The sequence below is a fragment of the Stackebrandtia soli genome (genome assembly GCF_965137155.1).
In the GTDB taxonomy this organism is placed as follows: Bacteria; Actinomycetota; Actinomycetes; order Mycobacteriales; family Micromonosporaceae; genus Stackebrandtia; species Stackebrandtia soli.
In genome coordinates this window covers 1-22,204 of the sequence record NZ_CBCRZX010000010.1, presented here as the reverse complement: position 1 = coordinate 22,204, position 22,204 = coordinate 1, and the positions used below count along the sequence as shown (strand labels likewise).

The 22,204-nt window shown below is 67.1% G+C and carries 24 protein-coding genes and 3 pseudogenes; 23 read left to right on the top strand and 4 right to left on the bottom strand.

Features of this window, described 5'->3' with window-relative positions; all coding sequences use genetic code 11:
• Nucleotides 1–48: 48 nt before the first annotated feature.
• The 12 genes and pseudogenes from proS (at nt 49) to ACM9NP_RS08485 (ending at nt 8,239) form a co-directional block, all read left to right on the top strand.
• On the top strand, nt 49–1,452 hold the full coding sequence (gene proS / locus ACM9NP_RS08540; protein WP_415646079.1) for a proline--tRNA ligase: 1,404 nt from the start codon (nt 49–51) through the stop codon (nt 1,450–1,452).
• Nucleotides 1,453–1,746: 294 nt separating this feature from the next.
• Nucleotides 1,747–2,205, top strand: coding sequence for a 30S ribosomal protein S16 (gene rpsP, locus ACM9NP_RS08535; RefSeq protein ID WP_415646078.1), 459 nt, complete (start codon nt 1,747–1,749; stop codon nt 2,203–2,205).
• On the top strand, nt 2,177–2,434 hold the full coding sequence (locus tag ACM9NP_RS08530) for an RNA-binding protein (protein WP_415646173.1): 258 nt from the start codon (nt 2,177–2,179) through the stop codon (nt 2,432–2,434). The genes rpsP and ACM9NP_RS08530 overlap by 29 nt, the downstream gene beginning before the upstream one ends.
• 2 nt (nt 2,435–2,436) lie before the next feature.
• On the top strand, nt 2,437–2,943 hold the full coding sequence (gene rimM / locus ACM9NP_RS08525; protein ID WP_415646172.1) for a ribosome maturation factor RimM: 507 nt from the start codon (nt 2,437–2,439) through the stop codon (nt 2,941–2,943).
• Between the two features lie 4 nt (nt 2,944–2,947).
• The gene (trmD, locus tag ACM9NP_RS08520) at nt 2,948–3,721 is read left to right on the top strand and encodes a tRNA (guanosine(37)-N1)-methyltransferase TrmD (protein WP_415646077.1); all 774 of its coding nucleotides are present in this window, start codon (nt 2,948–2,950) and stop codon (nt 3,719–3,721) included.
• A 105-nt stretch (nt 3,722–3,826) separates the two neighbouring features.
• Nucleotides 3,827–4,171 carry a 50S ribosomal protein L19 gene (gene rplS / locus ACM9NP_RS08515; RefSeq protein ID WP_415646076.1) on the top strand — a complete coding sequence of 115 codons (345 nt, stop codon included), beginning with the start codon at nt 3,827–3,829 and terminating at the stop codon, nt 4,169–4,171.
• A 139-nt stretch (nt 4,172–4,310) separates the two neighbouring features.
• A complete protein-coding gene (gene lepB / locus ACM9NP_RS08510; RefSeq protein ID WP_415646075.1) occupies nt 4,311–5,195 on the top strand; it encodes a signal peptidase I in 885 nt (294 codons plus the stop codon).
• An 84-nt stretch (nt 5,196–5,279) separates the two neighbouring features.
• Nucleotides 5,280–5,945, top strand: a complete 666-nt coding sequence (lepB, locus tag ACM9NP_RS08505; RefSeq protein WP_415646171.1) for a signal peptidase I — start codon at nt 5,280–5,282, stop codon at nt 5,943–5,945.
• Nucleotides 5,946–6,015: 70 nt separating this feature from the next.
• Entirely contained in the window at nt 6,016–6,717 is a 702-nt protein-coding gene (lepB, locus tag ACM9NP_RS08500; protein ID WP_415646170.1) for a signal peptidase I, read from the top strand.
• 8 nt (nt 6,718–6,725) lie between these two features.
• On the top strand, nt 6,726–7,187 hold the full coding sequence (locus ACM9NP_RS08495; RefSeq protein ID WP_415646074.1) for an NUDIX hydrolase: 462 nt from the start codon (nt 6,726–6,728) through the stop codon (nt 7,185–7,187).
• Nucleotides 7,184–7,847 (top strand): annotated as a pseudogene (locus ACM9NP_RS08490) (ribonuclease HII); the annotation flags it as partial. The gene ACM9NP_RS08495 and the pseudogene ACM9NP_RS08490, both read left to right, overlap by 4 nt.
• 68 nt (nt 7,848–7,915) lie before the next feature.
• A complete protein-coding gene (locus ACM9NP_RS08485) occupies nt 7,916–8,239 on the top strand; it encodes a DUF2469 domain-containing protein (RefSeq protein WP_415646073.1) in 324 nt (107 codons plus the stop codon).
• A 16-nt stretch (nt 8,240–8,255) separates the two neighbouring features.
• Here the strand turns inward: ACM9NP_RS08485 and dprA are convergent, their stop codons facing one another.
• Genes dprA through ACM9NP_RS08470 form a run of 3 tightly spaced genes read right to left on the bottom strand, consistent with a single transcriptional unit; the run spans nt 8,256 to nt 11,439 of the window.
• The gene (dprA, locus tag ACM9NP_RS08480) at nt 8,256–9,524 is read right to left on the bottom strand and encodes a DNA-processing protein DprA (protein ID WP_415646072.1); all 1,269 of its coding nucleotides are present in this window, start codon (nt 9,522–9,524) and stop codon (nt 8,256–8,258) included.
• Nucleotides 9,525–9,553: 29 nt separating this feature from the next.
• Nucleotides 9,554–11,074, bottom strand: coding sequence for a YifB family Mg chelatase-like AAA ATPase (locus ACM9NP_RS08475; RefSeq protein WP_415646071.1), 1,521 nt, complete (start codon nt 11,072–11,074; stop codon nt 9,554–9,556).
• Nucleotides 11,074–11,439 (bottom strand): YraN family protein, encoded by a 366-nt coding sequence (locus ACM9NP_RS08470; RefSeq protein ID WP_415646070.1) that lies wholly within the window; start codon nt 11,437–11,439, stop codon nt 11,074–11,076. Before ACM9NP_RS08470 ends, ACM9NP_RS08475 begins: the two co-directional genes overlap by 1 nt.
• A gap of 72 nt (nt 11,440–11,511) precedes the next feature.
• On the opposite strand from ACM9NP_RS08470, the gene ACM9NP_RS08465 reads away from it, so the two are divergent.
• Both ACM9NP_RS08465 and ACM9NP_RS08460 read left to right on the top strand, forming a co-directional pair.
• Nucleotides 11,512–12,423: a tyrosine recombinase XerC gene (locus ACM9NP_RS08465; RefSeq protein ID WP_415646069.1), complete on the top strand. Its 912-nt coding sequence runs from the start codon at nt 11,512–11,514 to the stop codon at nt 12,421–12,423.
• Between the two features lie 27 nt (nt 12,424–12,450).
• On the top strand, nt 12,451–13,614 hold the full coding sequence (locus ACM9NP_RS08460; RefSeq protein WP_415646068.1) for an aminotransferase class V-fold PLP-dependent enzyme: 1,164 nt from the start codon (nt 12,451–12,453) through the stop codon (nt 13,612–13,614).
• Nucleotides 13,615–13,671: 57 nt separating this feature from the next.
• On the opposite strand, the pseudogene ACM9NP_RS08455 reads toward ACM9NP_RS08460, so the two are convergent.
• Nucleotides 13,672–14,100: pseudogene (locus ACM9NP_RS08455) on the bottom strand (peptidoglycan DD-metalloendopeptidase family protein); the annotation flags it as partial.
• On the opposite strand from ACM9NP_RS08455, the gene ACM9NP_RS08450 reads away from it, so the two are divergent.
• The 9 genes and pseudogenes from ACM9NP_RS08450 to ACM9NP_RS08410 all read left to right on the top strand — a co-directional run.
• Nucleotides 14,060–14,203, top strand: a complete 144-nt coding sequence (locus tag ACM9NP_RS08450) for a hypothetical protein (protein ID WP_415646067.1) — start codon at nt 14,060–14,062, stop codon at nt 14,201–14,203. The pseudogene ACM9NP_RS08455 and the gene ACM9NP_RS08450 sit on opposite strands and share 41 nt — an antisense overlap.
• A gap of 182 nt (nt 14,204–14,385) precedes the next feature.
• On the top strand, nt 14,386–15,342 hold the full coding sequence (locus tag ACM9NP_RS08445) for a hypothetical protein (RefSeq protein WP_415646066.1): 957 nt from the start codon (nt 14,386–14,388) through the stop codon (nt 15,340–15,342).
• Nucleotides 15,343–15,689: 347 nt separating this feature from the next.
• The gene (rpsB, locus tag ACM9NP_RS08440; RefSeq protein WP_415646065.1) at nt 15,690–16,544 is read left to right on the top strand and encodes a 30S ribosomal protein S2; all 855 of its coding nucleotides are present in this window, start codon (nt 15,690–15,692) and stop codon (nt 16,542–16,544) included.
• Nucleotides 16,545–16,618: 74 nt separating this feature from the next.
• Nucleotides 16,619–17,431 (top strand): translation elongation factor Ts, encoded by an 813-nt coding sequence (tsf, locus tag ACM9NP_RS08435; RefSeq protein ID WP_415646064.1) that lies wholly within the window; start codon nt 16,619–16,621, stop codon nt 17,429–17,431.
• 99 nt (nt 17,432–17,530) lie between these two features.
• Nucleotides 17,531–18,256 carry a UMP kinase gene (pyrH, locus tag ACM9NP_RS08430; protein ID WP_415646063.1) on the top strand — a complete coding sequence of 242 codons (726 nt, stop codon included), beginning with the start codon at nt 17,531–17,533 and terminating at the stop codon, nt 18,254–18,256.
• Between the two features lie 117 nt (nt 18,257–18,373).
• Nucleotides 18,374–18,931, top strand: a complete 558-nt coding sequence (frr, locus tag ACM9NP_RS08425; RefSeq protein ID WP_415646062.1) for a ribosome recycling factor — start codon at nt 18,374–18,376, stop codon at nt 18,929–18,931.
• Nucleotides 18,932–19,077: 146 nt separating this feature from the next.
• Complete coding sequence (locus ACM9NP_RS08420; RefSeq protein ID WP_415646061.1) at nt 19,078–19,941, top strand: phosphatidate cytidylyltransferase; 864 nt, start codon at nt 19,078–19,080, stop codon at nt 19,939–19,941.
• A 92-nt stretch (nt 19,942–20,033) separates the two neighbouring features.
• On the top strand, nt 20,034–21,197 hold the full coding sequence (gene rlmN, locus ACM9NP_RS08415) for a dual-specificity RNA methyltransferase RlmN (protein ID WP_415646060.1): 1,164 nt from the start codon (nt 20,034–20,036) through the stop codon (nt 21,195–21,197).
• A pseudogene (locus tag ACM9NP_RS08410) lies at nt 21,197–22,110 on the top strand (DivIVA domain-containing protein); the annotation flags it as partial. The gene rlmN and the pseudogene ACM9NP_RS08410, both read left to right, overlap by 1 nt.
• Between the last annotated feature and the right edge of the window lie 94 nt (nt 22,111–22,204).

The following is a 22,204-nucleotide window of genomic DNA, read 5'->3' as shown; positions in this document are numbered from 1 at the left end:
GCGAGCGGTTGACCTGCGCGATTACGAGATTCGAGAATTGACATAGCTGTGGCACGCGTACTTACGCCTCAAAACGAGGACTTCCCCCGCTGGTATCAGGACCTGGTCGCCAAGGCCGAGCTCGCCGACAACGGGCCGGTCAAGGGACAGCAGGTGATCCGACCGACGGGGTACGCCATCTGGGAGCGGATGGTGGACGAGATCGATGACCGGATCAAGGAGACCGGGACTGAGAACGCGTCCTTCCCGCTGCTCGTGCCGCAGAGCTACCTTCAGCGCGAGGCGCAGCACGTCGAAGGCTTCGCACCCGAGTGCTGGACCGTCACCCACGCCGGTGGCAAGGAACTCGACGAACCCGTCGTCATCCGTCCCACGTCGGAGACCGTCATCGGCGAGTACATGGCCAAGTGGGTGCAGTCCTATCGGGACCTTCCGCTGCTGCTCAACCAGTGGGCCAACGTCATGCGCTACGAGATGCGCACGCGCCTCTTCCTGCGCACCTCTGAGTTCCTCTGGCAGGAGGGACACACGGCCCACGCGACCTATGAGGACGCGCACGCCTTCACGCTTCGCATCCTGCACGAGGTCTACGCCGACTTCATGCGCGACGTCCTTGCCGTCCCAGTCCTCGCCGGGTTGAAGACCGCCGACGAGCGCTTCGCCGGCGCCCTCAACACCTTCACGTGCGAGGCGATGATGCGCGACGGCAAGGCGCTCCAGATGGGCACCTCGCACGAGCTCGGCCAGAACTTCGCGACCGCCTTCGACATCCGGTACCTCGGATCCGACGGCAAGGAACACCTCTCGTGGACCACGTCCTGGGGCGTGTCGACCCGTCTCGTCGGCGGGCTCATCATGGCGCACGGTGACGACAACGGTCTTCGCCTGCCGCCGCGTCTCGCGCCCGTTCAGGCGTACCTGATGACCGTCAAGGACGGAGAAGGTGTCGCCGAGACCGCTGCGAAGCTGCGCGACGAGCTCAAGGCGGTCGGTGTGCGGGTCAAGCACGACGACCGCGTCGACATCCCCTTCGGGCGACGTGCCGTGGACGCCGAGCTGAAGGGTCACCCGATCCGGATCGAACTCGGCCCGCGCGACCTCGCCGCAGGTAAGGCCACCATCGTGCGGCGGGTCGACGGTTCGAAGACCCCGGTGCCGTTGGAATCCGTCGTCACCGCCGTCGTCGACGCGCTCGCCGCGGACCAGGCCGCCCTCTACGACGAGGCGCTGCGTTTCCGGGAGGAGCGCACCGTCGACGTTTCCGATGTGGGCGAGGCGGTCGAGGCCGCCGCGACCGGTTTCGCGCGCATCCCGTGGGACAAGTGCGGCGTCGAGGGAGAGGCCACGGCCGCTCAGAGCGGCGTCACCGTCCGATGCCTCCAGCGTGCGGACGGAACCGTTCCCGACAACGAGGAGCCGGGTCTCGTCGCGACCCTCGCGCGCGCCTACTGAACGATGGGGCGGTCTTCGCTCGCGCCCGACGCGGCGGCGGAGACCGCCCACCTTTGTGGTGGGCTCGCGCGCCGACGAAAACATATTCCGCATGTGTGGCGGGTGTCGCGCGCTGGCCGCCACCGATCCGGCCGTCGGGGTCGGTTAGCATTGGTGGCTGGTAACGCCCCCGTGTCAACGGCGCCCTCTCAACGACGCGGCGCGGGGATGACGTCCTCGGCTCGGCCAATGTCATAACCCCACGTGGTGTGGGCCGCGCACTCAACGAAACAAGCCAACAGGAGCTTAACGAAAGTGGCAGTAAAGATTCGTCTTCTGCGGATGGGCAAGATCCGCCACCCGCAGTACCGCATCGTCGTCGCCGACTCGCGCACCAAGCGTGACGGTCGCGCGATCGAGTTCGTGGGGTTGTACCACCCCAAGGAGGAGCCCTCGCGCATCGAGGTCAAGTCCGACCGGGTGCAGTACTGGCTCAGCGTCGGCGCGCAGCCGTCGGACCCGGTGAGGGCCATCCTGTCGAAGACGGGTGACTGGCAGAAGTTCAAGGGCCTTCCCGCCCCGGAGCCGCTGAAGGTCGCCGAGGTCAAGGCCGACAAGAACGCCGTGTACGAGGCCGAAGCCAAGGCCGCCGGCGCCGAGGTCGAGGCCAAGAAGGCCGACACGCCGAAGAAGAAGAGCAAGAAGACCGAAGCCAAGTCCGAAGCCGACGCCCCCACGGAGGCGTCTGCCGAGGCCAAGACCGAGGAGTCTTAACGTGTTGCGGCCCGCACTGGAACATCTCGTCAAAGGCATCGTGTCCCACCCCGACGATGTGCGTGTCCGCATGATGAACGAACGGCGCGGAAAGCGACTTGAGGTCCGGGTTCACCCCGAAGACCTCGGCACCGTGATCGGCCGTGGAGGCCGCACCGTCAAGGCCCTGCGCCAGGTGATCGGCTCCATCGGTGGTCGTGGCATCCGCGTGGAAGTCCTCGACGGCTAGTGTTGCTCGTCGTTGGCCGCCTGACGCGGCCGCACGGTGTTCGCGGTGACCTCATCTGCGAGGTCAGAACCGACGAACCCGAGAAGCGCTTCACCTCCGGGTCGGTGTTCGTCACCGACCCGGAGGCCGCGGGGCCACTCACGGTGGCCGCCGCTCGCTGGTACCAGGGCAAGATGCTGCTGACGATCGACGGCGTCTCCGACCGGAACGGTGCCGAAGACCTACGCGGTGTTCTGTTGTGCGTCGACAGCGCCGACGTCGACACTCCCACCGACCCGGACGAGTTCGCCGATCATCAACTCGTCGGTCTGTCCGTCGTCGATGTGGAAGGCGAGACGATCGGAGTGGTCGCCCGCGTCGACCACTCACCCGCGCACGACATGCTCATCGTCGATCGCCCGGGTGCCGGTCAGGCGTTGATCCCGTTCATCCGTCAGATGGTCCCGACCGTGGACGTTGACGGTGGCCGCATCGTCGTCGATCCGCCGCAGGGCCTGTTGGACCTGTAGTCCCATGCGAATCGATGTCATCACGGTCTTCCCGGAGTACCTTGCGCCGTTGGAGCTGTCGCTCATCGGCCGCGCCCGCGAACGCGGGCTCCTCGACGTTCGCGCCCATGACCTTCGACAGTGGACACATGATGTCCATCGGACGGTCGACGACGCCCCCTGTGGCGGCGGCGCCGGTATGGTCATGCGCCCCGAGCCCTGGGGCGAGGCGCTCGACGCCCTGCTCGACTCGGGCGAGGGTGCTCCTCGGCTGCTCGTGCCGAGCCCGGCCGGTCGGGTGTTCAGCCAGGACATGGCGGCCGAACTGGCCGCCGAGCCCTGGCTCGCGTTCGCGTGCGGGCGGTACGAGGGGATCGACCAGCGTGTCATCGAAGACGCGGCCGAGCGCATGCCCGTCACGGAGGTCTCCCTCGGTGACTACGTGCTGTTCGGTGGTGAGGTCGCGGCCTTGACGATCGTCGAGGCCGTCACCCGACTCATCCCCGGAGTCCTCGGCAACCGGGACTCGCTGTTGGAGGAGTCGCACAACGACGGCCTGCTCGAAGCGCCCAGCTACACGCGGCCCGCGAACTGGCGTGGCCGTGACGTGCCGGAGGTGCTCATGTCGGGACATCACGCGAGGATCGCGCGCTGGCGCCGCGACCAGTCGCTGTTGCGTACCGCACAATCGCGCCCCGACCTGCTCGACCGCGCGCCCGCCGATGCGTTCGACCGCAAGGATCGTGCCGTTTTGGAGGGGGCCGGGTTCCGTCCACCCGGACCACCTGTGGCAGAGTAGTGAGGTTGCCGCGCGCGGCTATGCCGTCATGACGCGCCAGACCATCGAGATCGACCCGCTGCGCACCAGCACGTGCGCGCCTAAGCTTGCGAGGAACTTACCGCCATGAACACGCTGGACGCTTTGGATGCCGTTTCCGTACGGGCGGACATCCCCGATTTCCGGGCCGGCGACACCGTCAAGGTGAACGTGCGGGTTGTCGAAGGCAGCCGGTCGCGTATCCAGGTCTTCCAGGGCGTGGTGATTCGCCGTCAGGGTTCCGGCCTGCGCGAGACGTTCACCGTCCGCAAGGTCAGCTCCGGTTACGGTATCGAGCGCACCTTCCCGATCAACAGCCCCGTGATCGACCGCATCGAGGTCGTCACTCGCGGCCAGGTTCGTCGGGCCAAGCTGTACTACCTGCGCGAGCTGCGCGGCAAGGCCGCCAAGATCAAGGAGCGTCGCGACTAGTCGCACGCCACCTCACGAACGCTTCGAGAGTCCGCGAGCGCGGCCCATGGGCTGCCCGCGGACTCCGTTGTGTTCGCTCTCGATTCGACGTGACCGCGCCGAGTTGCGGTCGTTCTCGGCGAGCCCTTAGGCTCGAACGATGAGCGACCCCCGACCCGCGTCCCCCGAAGGCCCACGGGTCCGGCGCACGCGTTCGGGGATCACGCGTCTCCGGCAGGTCCGGTCCCACCGTCGTCGGCACCTGCCGCTGTGGGTTGAACTGCCACTCCTGCTGCTCGTCGCGTTCTGCGCCGCCGTGCTGCTGCGGACCTTCGTCGTCCAGTCGTTCGACATCCCGTCGGGTTCGATGGAGAACACCCTGCGGGTGGGGGATCGGGTCATCGTCAACAAACTCGTCTACTCGATGCGGGAGCCGCAGCGGGGCGAGGTGGCGGTGTTCCGTGGGACGGAACGGTGGGCGTCCGAGATGACGATCGAACCCAGCACCGGCCTGCTGACCGATATCGGGCGGGTTCTCGGCGACCTCGTTGGGATCGCCGCCCCGAACGAGAAGGACCTCATCAAACGCGTCATAGCCGTCGGTGGGGACACGGTGGAGTGCTGCGACGAGGAGGGCCGGGTGACCGTGAACGGGGTCGCGCTCGACGAGTCCGACTACGTCTACGACGACGCGCCGCTGGAGGCCGATCCGACGGCGAACGACTGCCGTGCGCGCCGTTTCGGCCCGGTCCAGGTCCCGATGGGGCAGGTCTTCGTCATGGGAGACCACCGAGGGAACTCGAAGGACTCCCGGTGCCAGGGCTTCGTTCCGATCGCGAACTTCATCGGACGCGCCGTCTACGTCGCGTGGCCGCAGGATCATTGGACGTCGCTGCCGATCCCACCGGTGTTCGACACGATCCCCGACCCCGTCTCGGCGTTCGGCCCCGCTCCACCTGACCCGACGGCGGTGGCGATCGCGCCCGTCGTCGCCTGGTTCCTGCGCGACCGACGTGACCATTTTTTCACTGTGGGGGCGCGGTAGCCGGCCGCGACGTAGGCTCCATTTGTGACGGACGATGAGCGGGGTGTGGGGACGTCTGAGGAGCTGCCGGCCGACGCCGAGGCGGTGGTCGAGCCGCGACGTCGGACGTTGTGGCGCGAGCTGCCGATCCTCATCGCGGTGGCCCTGCTCGTGGCGATTCTGGTGCGCACCTTCGTGTTCCAGTCGTTCTGGATTCCGTCGGGATCGATGGAGAACACACTCCAGCGAGGCGATCGGGTCCTCGTGAACAAGCTCGTCTACGACTTCCGGGACCCGGAGCGGGGCGAGGTCATCGTGTTCAAGTCTCCGATGGAGTGGCGCAGCGACCCGGCGGACGAGGACTTCATCAAGCGCGTCATCGCGATCGGCGGTGACACCGTCTCCTACGACGCCGACGACGAGCGGCTGTCCGTCAACGGTGTGGAGGTCGACGAGACGCCGTTCCTGTACACGGATCCGGTGACGGGGGAACATGACACGCCGAGCAAGGACAACTACGAGTTCACGGTGACGGTCCCGCCTGGGCGCCTGTGGGTCATGGGAGACCACCGCTGGGCGTCGGGGGACTCGCGAGAGAACTACATCCGCAGCGGCAGCGATGTCGAGGCCGCGACGATTTCGGTGGAATCGGTTGTGGGGAACGCGTTCTTGCTGATGTGGCCGTTGCCTCGGTGGGATTGGATGGACGCTCCCGAACCGTTCGAGGACGTGCCGAACCCCAACGCGACGGACGCGTCACGACCACGTTGACGACGGCCTGCCATTCGGCCGGGGTTGCGGCGACGCGTAAGCTCCAAGCGTGATCAACGACGACGAAAAGGTGTCGGTCGAGCAGCCCGATGACGCCGACGACACCGCGGAACAGTCGGACGCGGAAGACTCTCCGAAGAAGAAGAGCGGTTCCTTTTGGAAGGAACTGCCGATTCTGTTGGCCATCGCCGTGGTTGTGGCCTTGGTGGTGCGCACGTTCGTGATGCAGTCGTTTTGGATTCCGTCGGGATCCATGGAGAACACGCTCCAGCTGGACGACTACGTGTTGGCGAACAAGCTCGTCTACGACTTCCGCGACCCCGAGCGGGGCGAGGTCGTCGTGTTCGAGGCGCCGACGAGCTGGCGTAGCAACCCCGCCGAGGAAGACTTCATCAAGCGGATCATCGCCGTCGGCGGTGACACCGTCTCGTACGACGCGTCGACCCAGCGCATCTCGGTCAACGGACACGAGCTGGACGAGTCGGCCTACCTGTACACCGACCCGATGACCGGGATCCAGCAGTCGCCGAGCAAGGACGACTTCGAGTTCACGGTGACCATTCCCGAGGGCCGGCTATGGGTCATGGGGGACCACCGGTGGGCGTCGGGCGACTCGCGCGAACGGTACCTGCGGTCCGGGGGCGACATCGAGGCGGCGACGATCTCCGTGGACGCCATCGTCGGCAAGGCCTTCGTGCTCGTGTGGCCGATCGATCGCTGGGACTGGTTGACGATCCCCGACACCTTTGACGGTGTCGGCGAACCGGCTTAAGACCAGTCATGAACGCGGTGGAACATCGTCGGGCCAGTCGAGTGCTGCTACTCGATGAGAGTGATCGCATCCTGTTGTTTCGAGGCTGTGATCCGCGGAAGCCCGAGGAAAAGTACTGGTTCAGCGTCGGCGGGGGTGTGAACCCCGGAGAGACGGACGCCGATGCGGCCGTGCGCGAGTTGCGGGAGGAGACGGGCCTCGTCGCGACGGTCGAGGACCTGGTGGGTCCGGTCTTCACCGAGGTCAGCGAGTTCGACTTCGACGGGCGTCATCTCCGTCAGGAGAATGTCTACTTCGTGTTTCGGGTGAACGATCCGGTGATCGAGACCAGCGGCTTCGAGGCATACGAGGTCGACACGATGGATCGACACACGTGGTGGTCGCTGTCCGAGCTTCGTGCGACCTCCGAGGTGTTCTACCCCCGCGTTCTCGTGTCGTTGTTGAGCGAGATCGTGTGTCGACCGCACTGAGTCCGCCGCCGCAGCGCCGCCCGCGCCGTGAGCTGGACATGTATGACTTGGAGGCCGTGCTTCGCAAGACCGGTTTCACATACGTGGCCGGGTGCGACGAGGCCGGACGGGGAGCGTGCGCGGGCCCACTGGTGGTGGCCGCCGCGATCCTGCCACCCGGGAAGGCCGGTCGCATCGAGGGGCTCACCGACTCGAAGCTGTTGAACCCCGTCGTGCGCGAGGCGATCTTCGAGGAGGTCGTGTCGACCGCGGTGGCGCACGCGGTCGTGGTCATCCCGGCCGTCGAGGTGGACACGCGAGGTGTCGGATTCTGCAACCTCTCGGGGATGCGGCGGGCCGCGGCGCTCCTCGACCCGGCACCGGATTACGTGTTGACGGACGGCTTCGCGGTCCGGGGGCTGCCCGCGCCGGGTCTGGGCGTCATCAAGGGCGACCAGGTGTCGGCCGCCGTGGCCGCCGCGAGCGTTCTGGCGAAGGTCACCAGGGACAGGATCATGACGGAGATGCACGAACGTTTCCCCGAGTACGGTTTCGCTGAGCACAAGGGCTACAGCACTCCGATGCACCAGGAGGCGTTGACACGACACGGTCCGTGCCGGGAGCATCGACAGTCGTACGCGAACGTGTTGGCGGCTGATCGTGAGCGTGGTCCCGGCGTGGNCAGTGCCCTTGAAGCACTGGCCGGGGCGCATGATGGATAGCAGGTTCAGTGGAGGCGGAGGAGACGAGTGAGCGCTGAAGATCTCGAAAAGTATGAGACCGAGATGGAGTTGCAGCTCTACCGGGAGTACCGCGACATTGTGCGCCAGTTTTCCTATGTGGTGGAGACCGAGCGACGTTTCTATCTCACCAACCATGTGGATATGAATGTTCGAAACACCGAGGGTGAGACGTTCTTCGAAGTCGAGATGCGTGACGCCTGGGTGTGGGACATGTACCGACCTGCCCGGTTCGTCAAGCACGTCCGCGTCATGACGTTCAAGGACGTCAACATCGAGGAACTGGACAAGCCCGACATCGAATTGCCGACGGAGGGCGGGTTCGGAAGCTGATGGGTGTTCCATCGCGTCATTCCGCCGCGCCGCGCTGATCAGCGCGGCGCGCGTGCGTTTCGGGCCGTGCCGCGATCGTGAAGCCCTCGTCCGTCCCGACTACGAAGCCTCGCCGAGCCAGACCTTCAAGGGCCTTCGCGGCTTCACTCGGCCTGACACCCGCCTGCGCGGCGATCATCGCGATGGAACCCGCCTCAGCGGCAGGTACCGCGTCGAGGACACGGGCCTCGACGGGCCGGAGGGTGTCGTGCGGTCGAGTCGCCCCGATGAGCGGCGGCGCGAGATCGGTCCCAAGCCGCCCGAGGTCCTCGACGATCTCGGCTGCCCTGGTCACGATCCTCGCTCCGCCGGGGGAACGCGCGAGTTGGTGCACGCCGACGGATACGCGTGAGTTGATCGGGCCGGGGACCACCATGACCGGTCGTTCCAGTTCGCTCGCTCGGCGGGCGGTGTGCCGGGCGCCGCTGCGCAACGCCGCCTCGACGACCACGACGCCCTGCCCGAGAGCAGCGATGACCCTGTTACGAACGAGGAAACGATGCCGCTGCGGCGCGGAGCCGGGTGGCCATTCGCTGACGACGAGACCGTTGACGCTGATCTCGTCGAACAGCGAACTGTGCCCGGCCGGGTATGCGCGGTCGATGCCGCACGCGAGGACGGCGATCGTCGGCCCGCCTCCCGCCAGGGCGCCTCGGTGCGCCGCCGCGTCGATGCCGAAAGCCCCTCCCGACACGACCGTCCACCCGGATTGGGCCAGGTCGTAGCCGAACTCGGTGGCGACATGATGGCCGTATGGCGAGCATTCTCGGGCACCGACGATCGAGACACTGCGCCTGGTGAGCTCCGCTATGGACGCCTCTCCCCGCACCCACAGGCACAGCGGGGGAGCGGTCAGGAGGTCCGCTTCGTCGTACAACTCCGCCAGATCGGCGACCTCGACGGGCCACTGCGGGTCATGTGGAGTGAGGACCCGGGCGCCGCAGGCCTCGGCACGTCGTAGCGCATCGTCGACGAGAGTCTCGACCGGGCGGTCGGCCAACCGGGCCCTCGCGAAACGCCGCGCTCGCGCGGTGTGTTCGTCCTCCGAGTCGAGGATGCGTCGCAGTAGATCCTCACCGCCGTCGCTTTCGACCAGGTCCGCGATGTCGCGGTCGCCGGGCTCCGTGATGAGCGAGAGGGCGATTCTGGCGGTGACTTCGGATGGTCGCATGGAAGCCGCGACCGTGCTCGAAGCGGTGTCGCTGAAGGGCGCGGCGCCCGTCGCGTGCAGCTGATCGATGGACATGGTTTCTCCTCGGTGTGGATGGTGAGTGGTCAGCGATGACCGAGGCGCAGCCCCGTCGCCTCGGCGACATCGCTTGAATCGGGACGGGTTCGCCCCGCCAGATCGGCGAGGGTCCAGGCGAGCCGCAGCACGGAGTCGTAGCCGCGCCCGGTCAACTGCCCCGTGTCGAGCAGCCGATCCGCCGGTGCGGTCGCCTTGGGGGACAGTCGAAACGCCTCGGATCTCAACAACGGGCCCGGTGCTCGAGCGTTCGTGAAGTCCGCCGTACCGGCTTGTTGCCAGCGCTCCCGCGCGGCCTCGCGGGCGGACGCGACCCGTTCGGCGATCGCCGCCGAAGGCTCAGCCGAACCGGCTATGAGCAGACCCGCCCTGGCGACGGGCGGCATGTCGACACGAATGTCCACTCTGTCTAGTAGTGGCCCCGAGAGTCGATCCAGGTAGCGCCGTCGTACCGACGTCGAGCAGCGGCACGCCAAGGCTGCCATGGCCGCGCACGGGCAGGGGTTCGCGGCGAGGACCAATTGGACCTTCGCCGGGAATCGGCAGCTCGCCTGACTTCGGGACACGAGGATCTCGCCGGATTCGAGTGGTTGGCGCAGCGCGTCGAGGACGGGCCGCTTGAACTCGGGCGCCTCATCCAAGAACAACACTCCATTGTGAGCCAATGAGGCGGCGCCCGGACGCAGCGGTGCGCTGCCGCCGCCGATCATCGCGGGCATCGTCGTCGAGTGATGTGGAGCGGACAACGGCGCGCTGCGCAACAGGCGCGGTCGCGACTCCGGCAGCAGGCCCGCCACCGAGTACAGCGACGTCGTCTCGAGCGCCTCCACATCGCTCAACGGCGGCAGGAGCGACGGCAGCCGTTCGGCGAGCATCGTCTTGCCACTGCCGGGAGGCCCCAGCAGAAAGACGTGGTGTCCGCCGGCCGCCGCGACCTCGATCGCTCGACGGGGTCGTTCCTGCCCCGCGACATCGCGCATGTCGGGCAGGGGAGGTGCCGCCACCTCGATCGGTGCGACCTCGCTGACGAGCCCACCTCCGCCGCGCAGGTACTCGACGAGACTCGCCAGATCGGACACACCGCGCACGGCGACATCCGGGACGAGCGAAGCCTCGTTCAGGTCGTCGACCGACACGATGGCGCGGGTCGCCCCCGATCGGCGCGCGGCCAGCAGACACGGCAGAACGCCTCGGACACTGCGCACCTTCCCGTCGAGGCCGAGCTCCCCGAGAAAGACCGTGCCCGTGTCGAAGGCGGGCGGGACCAGTCCGGCGGCGGCCAGCAGACTCACCGCGATCGCCAGGTCGCATCCCGTTCCGCTCTTCGGCAGTGCGGCGGGCAGGAGGTTCACGACGGTGTGGTCGTCGGGGAACGACAGATCCGAGTTCTCCACCGCCGAGCGCACCCGCACCCGTGCCTGCGCGAGCGCGGCGTCCGGCAGACCCGTGATGATGAGGCAGGACGGTCCGGATCCGATATGGACCTCGACGGTCACGGGGTGGCCCTCCACACCGACCAGGCACACGCTCGTGGCGCGGCTGTACGGCATTACAACGCTCCCTTCCGGTGCCGAATGGCGGCGAAGCGTTCATCGCGAGACAGCCAAACGCACACGACGTCGAACCGACGCGCTCCCGACCTGGGTCGGCGTTCCCGCTGCCAGAGCTTCGCCAGCCGTTTCAGCCGATTCGCCTTGTCCGTCGTCACGGCGCTGAGCGGCCCTCCGAATCGGACGCTCCGTCGGGTCTTGACCTCGCAGAAGACGACGCAGGAGGCGTCGGCCGCGACGATGTCGAGTTCTCCGGCGCGGCATCGCCAGTTCCGGTCGAGCACGCGCATGACGTCGCGACGCAGGTGATCGGCGGCGAGCCTTTCGCCGAGCGCCCCGATGCGCTGATGGTCGGAACGTGTCACTGGTCCTCCTCAATGGTTGGTGTGGGTCGTTGACGAACGACGGTCTCGCTCGTTCGGGTGCACAATGGGTGGATGGCTGATGAGACGCCGGTGGAGTTCGTCACGGCATTGGCGGATTTCGCCCGTCATCTACGTGACGAGCGGCGCCGCTCGCCGCACACCGTGCGCGCCTACTTGTCTGATGTGGAATCACTTCTCGTTCACGCGCATGACGTGGGTGCGAGCACGCTTGTCGAGCTCGACATGGCCACCGCGCGCGGGTGGCTGGCCGCTCGCCGTGACGGAGGGGATTCGCGGGCGAGTCTGGCGCGTCGAGCCGCCGCCGTCCGCACCTTCACCGCGTGGGCGACGAAACATCGAGGTTTGGAGGTCGACCCTGCGGCACGCCTGCGAGCCCCCGCCGTCCGCCGAAACCCGCCCCAGGTCCTGCGCGTCGATCAGACCGAAGCACTCGTGACCGCCCCGGACGTCGACTCGACGCCTACCGGTCTGCGAGACCGACTCGTGCTCGAGTTGTTGTACGCCACGGGAATTCGCGTTAGCGAGCTATGTGGGCTTGATGTCGACGCCGTCGACCGGGCTCGCCGGGTGGTTCGGGTCATCGGCAAGGGGGACCGGGAACGTGTCGTGCCGTTCGGGGAACCCGCCGCGCGTGCGGTGGACGTGTACGTCGCTCGGGCCCGCCCCGCCCTCGCCAACGCGCGTTCCGGTGCGGCGCTTTTTCTCGGCGCTCGCGGCGGGCGCATTCATCCCTCGACGGTGCGGCGCGTCGTGAATCGGTGGAGCGCGGCGGCGGCTGTGCCTTCCCTCACACCCCATGGTCTCCGGCATGCGGCTGCCACACACTTGCTTGACGGCGGTGCCGATCTGCGGAGTGTGCAGGAGCTTCTCGGTCACGCCTCGATCGGCACCACCCAGATCTACACACACGTCAGCGCCGAACGGTTGCGCGGCGCATATCGCCAGGCGCATCCGAGGGCATGAGACGTCACAGCGCGAAAGGGCATTGCCATGACCGTTTCCCTTCCGGCCACCAACTTCCCCGGCGCCCGTGAATGGTTCAGCCTCGACCGCGGTCTTGCCTTCCTCAATCACGGTTCCATGGGCGCGGTCCCTCTGCCGGTGCAGCGGGCGCACCGCCGACTGCTCGATGAGGACGAACTCGACCCCCGCACGTTCCACCACGCCGCCACCGATCGCCTCCGGCTCACCCGCGAGGCCGTGTGCCCACTGATCAAGGCGCCTGTCGAGCGCACGACCTTCGTTCCCAACACCACTACGGGCGTTGCGGTCGTGTTCAACTCGTTCGACTGGCGGCCCGGCGACGAGATCCTCTCCACCAACCATCGATACCCATCGATCGCATTCAACATCGCGGGCACGGCGCGTCGACATGGCCTCGTCGACACGGTCGTCACGCTCCCCCTGACCCCCACAGACGAGGAGGTCGTCGAGACCGTCCTGGCCGGGGTTACCGAGCGGACCAGGCTCGTCGTCATCGACGAGATCACCTCGGCGACGGCTCGCCTGTTCCCCGTCGCCGCTCTCGCGGCGCGGTTGCGTCGGCACGGCGTTCCGCTGCTCGTCGACGCCGCGCACGTTCCCGGCCACCTTCCGGTCGACGTCGAGGCGCACGGTGCCGACTTCTGGGTCGGAAACCTCCACAAGTGGGCCTTCGCCCCGCGCGGCACCGCCGTCATGGCGGTGTCGGCGGAGTGGGCCGACCGCGTGCGCCCCCTCCAGCACTCGTACGGCGACGCCGACGGCTTTCCCTCTAACATCGAGTTCCATGGCACCGCCAGTTATTGCGGATGGATCGCCGCCGCCGATGGCGCCCGGTTCCTCGAAGAACTCGGCCCGGACGAGGTCAGGACGCACAACGCCGGACTCGCCCACTGGGGACAGCGGCAGATCGCGGAGGCGCTCGGTGTCACCGTCGAGGACCCGGGGGAGAGTCCGCTGGCCATGCGTCTCCTCCCGCTGCCGGGCGAGGTCGTCTCGAGTCAGGACGAGGCCGACGCGCTCTGGCGGACGCTCAGAACAGAACTGAGGACCGAGGTGTCCGTCATCCACTGGGAAGGACAGGGCCTGCTGAGGATCGCCGCGCAGGTCTACAACCGGCCCGCCGAGTATCAGCGGCTCGCCGAGGGACTGCGCGAGCTCGTACGTCGCTGACGACACGGGGAGCAATCGCACGCGCGCCGCTCCGAGGAGCCCGAGCGGATCCCGATGGCGCCCGTCGACTCGAAGCCCCCAATGCAGGCACGGTCGTGAACAACCTGGATGCCCTGGTTGAAGCGCGCCGATTGCTTGGCCCGCGTCGACCCGCTGCCCCTTCTCCACGCTGGCGACGACCGGTTCGTAGGTGGTGCGGCCGATTCCCGGGTGGTCGACGCTGACGACGGGACGGCCCGCCACCGAACCGGCGAACGCGACCGTGCCGACGCCGGCCGCGGTCACGCTCTGACCGTCGGTTCCCGCGAGATCCACGCCCCGGTGCCCCGGGCCGTACCGACCGTGCGCCTCCTCGAATCCGCGCAATAGCGAGGACGGTTGCAGGGGCGAGCGGAACCGCGTGTCCGGCCGAGTCGTGGTGGCGCCTCGCGGGGGCGGATCGGCGATGACGGTGCCGGCGGCGGAGACCGCGATCGCCGTCGCCATCGCGATCATGAGTAGGGGCGTACGGGCGTTCCTGGTAGTCATGACTCGACTGTGCGGGCTGGCGATCGTCGTGTCCATCCAGCGATTCGAAGGCTGTGGATAACCCTCGTAATGTGGAAAACCCACAAAGGACTAATCGATGGTCGCTACTGGATCAACATCCGCCTCACCATCCGTGAGTGATGGGATGCCTGGTAGCGAGCGTGACGCCCGGACCCTGGTGTTTCTGTCGACGACCACCCTCCGGCCAATCGTCGTCTTCGATGTTCCCGTACCGTGCCCTGCGTGGCAGATCGACCAAACTATCCCGACAGCACCGGCTCTCACTGGGTCGGCAGTCCAGGCGGTCGTCGCGCTGATTCGGCCGACCGTCCGCAGTTTCTCGACCGAACCGAACCACTGGAGGCGGGAGACATCCCGGATCCAGGTGCCGTCCCACCGCGTGCCGAGCGCGGTGCCGGCACGGATCGGTATGCGACCGAGGCCATTCCCTCGGTCCCGCCACGCCAGCGTTCCGAGTCTGGCGTGCCACCGCAGCGCGCCGAACCCGTCGCGACGCAATGGAATCTGGAGCGTGAGGCACCCGTGAGTGGTGGCGACATGTCGTACATGGATCCCGAATTGGCCGCAGCGGCCGGCATGGACGCCGGTCGCCCTGGTGGGGAGATCCCCGGCCGACAGTCGTTGTCGCAGCACGGTGCCCCTCGGCACGCTCCGCAGCACCAGCCGCAGACGCTCATGGACGAGCCGACGCAGCTGCACAACCCCGTGGCACCCGTGTCAAGTCCCCACATGGCACCGGTGTCGAGTCCTCATATGGCGCCAGTGTCGAGTCCTCATATGGCACCGGCGTCGTCCCATCCGTCCGATCCGAGCCGGTATCAGTCCGACCAGGGCAAGAACCGACGTGGCTACCCCGAGCAGGTCTCCGATGGTGTGTATCGCCGTAGTCGTCCTGGCCTCGGTGCGCTCGTCGCCATCGTCGCGATCGGTTTGGCGGTCCTGATCGGCTACATGCTCATGCAGCAGATCGCCGAAGAAGGCCCCGTGTCTCCGTCGGCCGTGTTGGCGGGCGGTTTCGCGCTCGCCGGCCTTCCGCTGACGGCGTGGGGCATCGCCCCACTGCTCGGCACCGGATCCAACAGCGGACCGGAGGACTTCAGCGCCGTGTTGCGCGCGCCGTACGTGTACCTCGTGACAGGGCTCGTCCTGTTGCTCGCGGCGGGCATGGCAGCGGCCTAACGGGTCGAACGATTCCTCTGATGACGAGGCGNCGGGACCGATCACTGGTCCCGGCGCCTCTCTGTTTCACGGGGCCGACTCCCGCGCGAACGGGACGGAACCTGCGCGTACACTGAATCGCTGGCGGTCGCGCCCTATGCGACCGACTATCGCGTGTTCGCCATTCACGAACGAATTCCTCGTCTCGTGCGTCGACCTTCCCGGTCCGGGATCTCTCCGGCCTGACACCGGTCGGCGTAGGCCAACACCAGGCGTTGACGCGGCTGTCACAGGTCGCGCGACGGATAACCAGGGAGCGCGTCTCGACCGATGGGTCGTGCGCGCGCGTGCAGAAAGGAAACCAGGCAGTGCCTGCTGTAAGCATGCGCCAGCTTCTCGAAAGCGGCGTCCACTTCGGTCATCAGACCCGTCGGTGGAACCCGAAGATGAAGCGGTTCATTCTGACCGAGCGCAATGGTATTTACATCATTGACCTGCGGCAGACCCTCGACTACGCCGAGAAGGCCTACGACTTCATCAAGAACACCGTCGCCGACGGTGGGACGATCATGTTCGTCGGCACCAAGAAGCAGGCCCAAGAGGCCATCGCCGAGCAGGCGCAGCGGGTTGGCATGCCATATGTCAACTACCGTTGGCTCGGCGGCATGCTCACCAACTTCCAAACGATCTTCAAGCGCCTCCAGCGCCTCAAGGAGCTTGAGCTCCTCGAGCAGTCCGGTAACGCCAAGGAAGGCCGCACCAAGAAGGAACTGCTCCAGCTGATGCGCGAGAAGGACAAGCTCGCCCGCACTCTGGGTGGTCTGCGCGACATGACGAAGCTGCCCGCAGCGATCTGGGTCGTCGACACCAAGAAGGAGCACATCGCTGTCGACGAGGCTCGCAAGCTGGGCATCCCGGTCGTCGCGGTCCTCGACACGAACTGTGACCCGGACGAGGTCGACTACCCGGTTCCCGGCAACGACGACGCCATTCGCTCCGCCGCGCTGCTGACGCGCGTTGTCGCGGACGGTGTCGCGGACGGTCTCATCGCCCGCGCCGGTTCGGCCTCCGGCGACGACAAGCCGTCGTCCGGCAAGAAGGACGAGCCGCTGCCGGAGTGGGAGCGCGAGCTGCTGGAGAGCTCGGGCGAAGAGAAGCCCGCCGAGGTTTCCGCCGAAGCTCCGGCGGAGACGCCGGCCGAGGCCAAGCCAGCCGACGCCTGATTCGTTCCCGGGGTGGGCGGTTCCGACCGCCCACCTCGGTGTCCAAAACGTCATCATCCGAGTGGAAGAGAAGAATGGCCACAATTACCGCTGCTGACATCAAGCGGCTCCGGGAGCTGACCGGCGCCGGAATGATGGATGTCAAGAAGGCCCTCACCGAGGCCGACGGGGACTTCGACGCTGCCGTCGAGGCGCTGCGCATCAAGGGCGCCAAGGACGTTGGCAAGCGCGCCGGTCGCACCGCCGCGAACGGGCTCGTCGCCCAGTCCGGGCAAGCTCTGTTGGAGCTCAACTGCGAGACCGACTTCGTCGCGAAGAACGGCGCCTTCATCGAGCTCGCTCAGGCGCTCGTGGAGCACGCTGACGCCGTTCGCCCAGCCGACTTGCCCGCGCTGCTCGCCAGCGACATCAAGGGCCAGACGGTCGCCGACCTCGTCGCGTCCGAATCCGCCAAGATCGGCGAGAAGCTCGTCCTCAACCGCTTCGCGGTCCTCGAGGGCGACGTCGCCATCTACATGCACCGCAAGTCGCAGGACCTGCCGCCGCAGGTCGGCGTCATGGTCTCCTACGCCGGTGACGCCGAGGTCGCTCGCAGCATCGGCATGCAGATCGCCGCCATGCGCCCGCGTTACCTGACGCAGGACGAGGTGCCCGCCGACGTCATCGAGAGCGAGCGTCGCGTCGCCGAGCAGACCGCGCGCGAAGACGGCAAGCCCGAGCAGGCGATCACCAAGATCGTCGAGGGCAAGGTCAACGCGTACTACAAGGACTTCGTCCTGCTGAACCAGGCTTCGGTCTCCGACAACAAGAAGACCGTCGCCAAGCTGCTGGAGGAAGGCAAGACCACGGTCACCGCCTTCGCCCGCTTCGAGGTCGGCCAGGAGTAGCCGCACAATCGATGAGGGGGCCAACGGATTGGTGCATCGCCGACCGGTGGCCCTCTCGTTGCATGTCCAGCGTTGTCGAGACCTATCGAGGAGTACAGGATGAGTGAGAACCTTCGTTTCCGCCGTGTGGTGCTGAAGCTGTCCGGTGAGGTGTTCGGTGGCGGCAGTATCGGTGTCGACCCGGACGTCGTCGCGGGAATCGCCGCGCAGATCGCCGAAGCCATCCGCTCCGGAGTACAGATCGCCGTCGTCATCGGTGGCGGGAACTTCTTCCGTGGCGCCGAACTGCAGAAGCGCGGAATGGAACGCAGCCGCGCCGACTACATGGGCATGCTCGGAACCGTCATGAACTGTCTCGCGCTACAGGACTTCCTCGAGAAGGAAGGTGTCGACACCCGCGTGCAGACCGCGATCACGATGGCGCAGGTCGCCGAGGCCTACATCCCGCGCCGCGCGATGCGTCACCTGGAGAAGGGTCGCGTCGTCATCTTCGGCGCCGGCGCCGGCATGCCGTACTTCTCCACCGACACGGTCTCCGCGCAGCGCGCGCTCGAGATCAAGGCGGACGCGGTGCTGATGAGCAAGAACGGCGTCGACGCGGTGTACACCGCCGACCCGCGCACCAACCCGGACGCTGTACGCCTGGAGACCGTCACCTTCGAGGAGGCGCTGCAACGACGCCTCCAGATCGTCGACCAGGCCGCGTTCAGCCTGTGCCAGGAGAACAAGCTTCCGATGCTCGTGTTCGGAGCCGAGGACACCGATTCGATCCGGCGTGCCCTGTCCGGCGAGAAGATCGGCACCTGGATCACGTCCGCGGCGTGAGGCCGTGGGGGCCGTCACCGGTTTCCGGCCCGCGTGACACGATGACAGCGACGACGGACTAGACCGCGACAAGTAGGCCGGCCAGCCGGGCCGCAGCAGAAAAGTGAGACTTCTACAGTGATCGAAGACACGCTCTTTGAGGCCGAAGAAAAGATGGAAGGGTCTATCGAGCACACGAAGGAGGAGTTCGCGGCCATCCGTACCGGCCGGGCCTCCGCCGCGATGTTCTCGAAGATCATGATCGACTACTACGGTGCCCCGACCGCGCTGCCGCAGATGGCGTCCATCGGCGTTCCCGAACCTCGCATGGTCATCATCAAGCCGTACGACGCGTCTCAGACCGCCGCCATCGAGCGCGCCATCCGTGACTCGGACCTGGGCGTCAACCCCAACAACGAGGGCAACATGCTCCGCCTGGTCGTTCCGCAGATGACGGAGGAACGTCGTCGCGAGATGATCAAGATCGCCCGCCAGAAGGGCGAAGAGGGCAAGGTCGCTGTCCGGAACATTCGCCGGAAGGCGAAGGACGAGTTGGATCGTCTCGTGCGGGACGGTGAGGTCGGCGAGGACGACGGCCACCGCGCCGAGAAGGAACTCGACGAACTGACGCAGCGCCACGTCAAGGTCATTGACGAGCTGGTGGCGCACAAGGAAACCGAGCTGCTCGAAATCTGATGGGCCGCCACGACACCCCACCGCCCGGGCCGTTCGATCAACGGCCCGAGTTCGACCGACGCCCCCCGCGCTCGATGCCGCCCGCTCGAGTCGAACCCGTCCCGCCGTCCGACGTCGACCGCCGGGGCCGACCTCATCCGTCTGATGTGGATCATTCCGGCGAGCCCCCCGCGTGGGGCGGCCCGCCGCCGCCCGCCAACAAGGCGGGGCGAAACCTGCCGATGGCGATCGGCGTGGGCCTCGGCCTGGGCGCGCTCGTCCTGGCGTCGTTGCTCGTGTACCGCGAGGTGTTCATCCTCGTCATCGCTGCGGCGATCGCCGTTGGGACGTGGGAGTTGTCGGCGGCCATGCGCTCCCGCGACATCGGCGTCCCGACGATTCCACTGATCGCCTGCGGTTGGGGAATGATCGCGCTGACCTGGTACGGCGGCGCGACGTTGCTCGTCGTCGGGATGGGCGTCACGGTCGCGGTCCTGTTCGTGTGGCGACTCGCCGATGGCGCGACCGGATACCACACCGATGTCCCGGCCTCGGTGTTGGTGGCGACTTATGTGCCGTTCCTTGGTGGCTTTGCGATCCTGTTGTTGGCGAGCGACGATGGACACTTGCGGGTCATCGCCACCTTGGCGGTGGTCGTGCTGAGCGACACCGGTGGCTACGCCGCCGGCGTCGTGGCCGGGCGGCATCCGATGGCGCCGAAGATCAGTCCGAAGAAGTCCTGGGAGGGGATGGCGGGCTCTCTGGTGGCGTGCGCCGTCGGGGGCGCGTTGTTGCTGTACTTCATGTTCGGGGTCGCGTGGTGGCTGGGAGCCCTGTACGGGCTCACCCTCGCCATCGCGGCGACGATGGGCGACTTGACCGAGTCGCTGATCAAGCGGGACCTCGGAGTGAAGGACATGAGCAAGCTCGTCCCGGGGCACGGGGGTCTGATGGATCGACTGGACTCGATCTTGTTGGCCCTGCCGGTGTCCTTCGCCTGGCTGTCCTTTGTGGCTCCGGTGGTCGCGTAACCGCGTCCCCTTCGAGCCTTCGACCCCGTCGCTGTACGCCCACGACCTGGCACGCGCGGCGACGTGACATGACATGCAAGACTTGTGGAGCCATGAGTACGCCAGTATTGAACCTTTCCCCCGTGCGGGCCCCGCGCCGCATGCCGCCGAAGCATCTCGCGGACATGACGATGCAACAGCGGCGTGAGGCGGTGGCCGAGCTCGGTGAACCGGCGTTTCGTGCCGCGCAGGTCTCCCACCACTACTTCGGCCGTCACATCACCGATCCCGAGCAGATGACCGACCTTCCCGCGTCGACGCGGGAAGCGATCACGGGGGCACTACTGCCGCCCTTGCTGACGTCCGTTCGCGCCGACACGTGCGATGACGGCGCGACGCGCAAGACCGTGTGGCGACTCCATGATGGTTCCCTTGTGGAAAGTGTTCTCATGGGTTACCCGGGGCGTGCCACGGTGTGCGTTTCCTCACAGGCCGGCTGTGGCATGGCCTGTCCGTTCTGCGCGACGGGTCAGGCGGGCCTGACGCGTAACATGTCGACCGCCGAGATCGTTGAACAAGTCGTACGCGCCGCTCATCAGAGCGAGCAGTCCGGCCTTGGTCGGCTGTCCCATGTCGTGTTCATGGGTATGGGGGAGCCGCTGGCGAACTACGCACGTGTCGTCGACGCGGTCAGGCGGTTGATCACTCCCGCTCCCGACGGTCTGGGCTTGTCGGCGCGGCATATCACTGTGTCAACGGTTGGTCTTGTTCCGGCCATTCGGAGGTTGACGGACGAGGAGATGTCGGTGACGCTGGCAGTATCGCTGCACGCTCCTGACGATGAGTTGCGCGATGAACTCGTTCCGATCAACAACCGATGGAAGGTCGCCGAAGTGTTGGATGCCGCGTGGGATTATGCCAAGCGGACCGGGCGACGCGTTTCCATCGAGTACGCGATGATTCGCGACGTCAATGACCAACCGTGGCGGGCGGATCTGTTGGGCCGTCTCTTGAAGGGCAAGCTCGCGCACGTTAATCTCATCCCCCTCAATCCCACACCGGGGAGTCGTTGGGACGCCAGCCCCAAGCCCGTCGAACGCGAGTTCGTGCGGCGGCTACGCGAGGCGGGCGTCTCGACGACGGTTCGGGACACGCGTGGCAGGGAAATCGATGGCGCCTGCGGCCAGCTCGCCGCCGCCGAGCGGACGGGCCAGCCGGGTGGGACGAAAAAGACACCCCATACCGATAGGGGCGAATCGCGGAAGGTGGCTTCGTAGTGGCGAGTCAGGGTGACCGGTTTCGGCGACGGGCGCTGAGCCGTGGGTACAAGGTCGATGAGGTGGACGCCTTCCTCGATCGGGTGGAAGCGACCCTCTCCGGCGAGCCGATGGGCACGCCGGTGCCTTCCCAGGAAGTCGACGACGTCGTCTTCCGAGTGCGTTTCGGAGGCTACGACGAGTGGCAGGTCGACGTCTACCTGGACCGTGTCGCCCGGCAGCTGGGCGAATTGGAGGAACGCGGCGTTCTCGGTCGTGTTCCGTCACCGGACTTCGTAGCCGGCCGTCCGCCTCGCGATGACGATGACCTTCCTCCGCGTGACCATGACATCCCCGGTCGCCGTGAGGCACCATCTGGCCGTGAGATGTCGCCGCCTCCCATGGGCCGTGACGGTGGGCCGCCTCCGATGGGTCGCGGCGAGATGCCGCCCCCGATGGGCCGTGACGGTGGACCGCCCCCGATGGGCCGTGAGATGTCCCCGCCCATGGGCCGTGAGATGTCGCCGCCTCCGATGGGTCGTGGCGAGATGTCGCCCCCGATGATGGGCCGCGACGGCCCGCCGATGGGCCGCGATGGAACCGCGCCGATGGCTCGTCCGATGTCCCCGGCCCGTGATCTTCCGCCGATGCGCGACGAACCGTCGACGCCTCCGCCCCCGTCACGCCGTCCGGAACCGCCCCAGCAACGGGGCCGCCCCGACCGAGATCGATCGGTCGATGACGACGGCGAGAGCTTCGCGCACCTGCGTGACGACGGCGAGGGCTTCGCGCACCTGCGCGGTGGCGGCGGTGGCGACGACTACGACGACCCGTTCTCCGACCACCGTCGCGGCCGTGGCACCCCGCCGCGCGGATTCGACCGGTTCGAGGCCGAGCAGGGTGGTCACGCCGATGACCGTTTCGGGCCGCCTCCNGCGGACCGCCGCTTCGGTCCCGACTCCGACCAGCCGCCTCGTCCCCCGATGCGGGAGCCGATGGGCCCCCCGCNCGGCCGCCCGGTCTCGGGC

Excerpts from the sequence above, each read along its gene's own strand:
- pyrH (WP_415646063.1), top strand. The coding sequence starts at position 17,531 with ATGAGTGAGAACCTTCGTTTCCGCCGTGTGGTGCTGAAGCTGTCCGGT.
- dprA (WP_415646072.1), bottom strand. The coding sequence starts at position 9,524 with ATGTCCATCGATCAGCTGCACGCGACGGGCGCCGCGCCCTTCAGCGAC.
- ACM9NP_RS08450 (WP_415646067.1), top strand. The coding sequence starts at position 14,060 with ATGACGGTGCCGGCGGCGGAGACCGCGATCGCCGTCGCCATCGCGATC.
- rlmN (WP_415646060.1), top strand. The coding sequence starts at position 20,034 with ATGAGTACGCCAGTATTGAACCTTTCCCCCGTGCGGGCCCCGCGCCGC.
- ACM9NP_RS08465 (WP_415646069.1), top strand. The coding sequence starts at position 11,512 with ATGGCTGATGAGACGCCGGTGGAGTTCGTCACGGCATTGGCGGATTTC.
- ACM9NP_RS08495 (WP_415646074.1), top strand. The coding sequence starts at position 6,726 with ATGAACGCGGTGGAACATCGTCGGGCCAGTCGAGTGCTGCTACTCGAT.
- trmD (WP_415646077.1), top strand. The coding sequence starts at position 2,948 with ATGCGAATCGATGTCATCACGGTCTTCCCGGAGTACCTTGCGCCGTTG.
- ACM9NP_RS08475 (WP_415646071.1), bottom strand. The coding sequence starts at position 11,074 with ATGCCGTACAGCCGCGCCACGAGCGTGTGCCTGGTCGGTGTGGAGGGC.
- rplS (WP_415646076.1), top strand. The coding sequence starts at position 3,827 with ATGAACACGCTGGACGCTTTGGATGCCGTTTCCGTACGGGCGGACATC.
- lepB (WP_415646075.1), top strand. The coding sequence starts at position 4,311 with ATGAGCGACCCCCGACCCGCGTCCCCCGAAGGCCCACGGGTCCGGCGC.
- tsf (WP_415646064.1), top strand. The coding sequence starts at position 16,619 with ATGGCCACAATTACCGCTGCTGACATCAAGCGGCTCCGGGAGCTGACC.
- ACM9NP_RS08460 (WP_415646068.1), top strand. The coding sequence starts at position 12,451 with ATGACCGTTTCCCTTCCGGCCACCAACTTCCCCGGCGCCCGTGAATGG.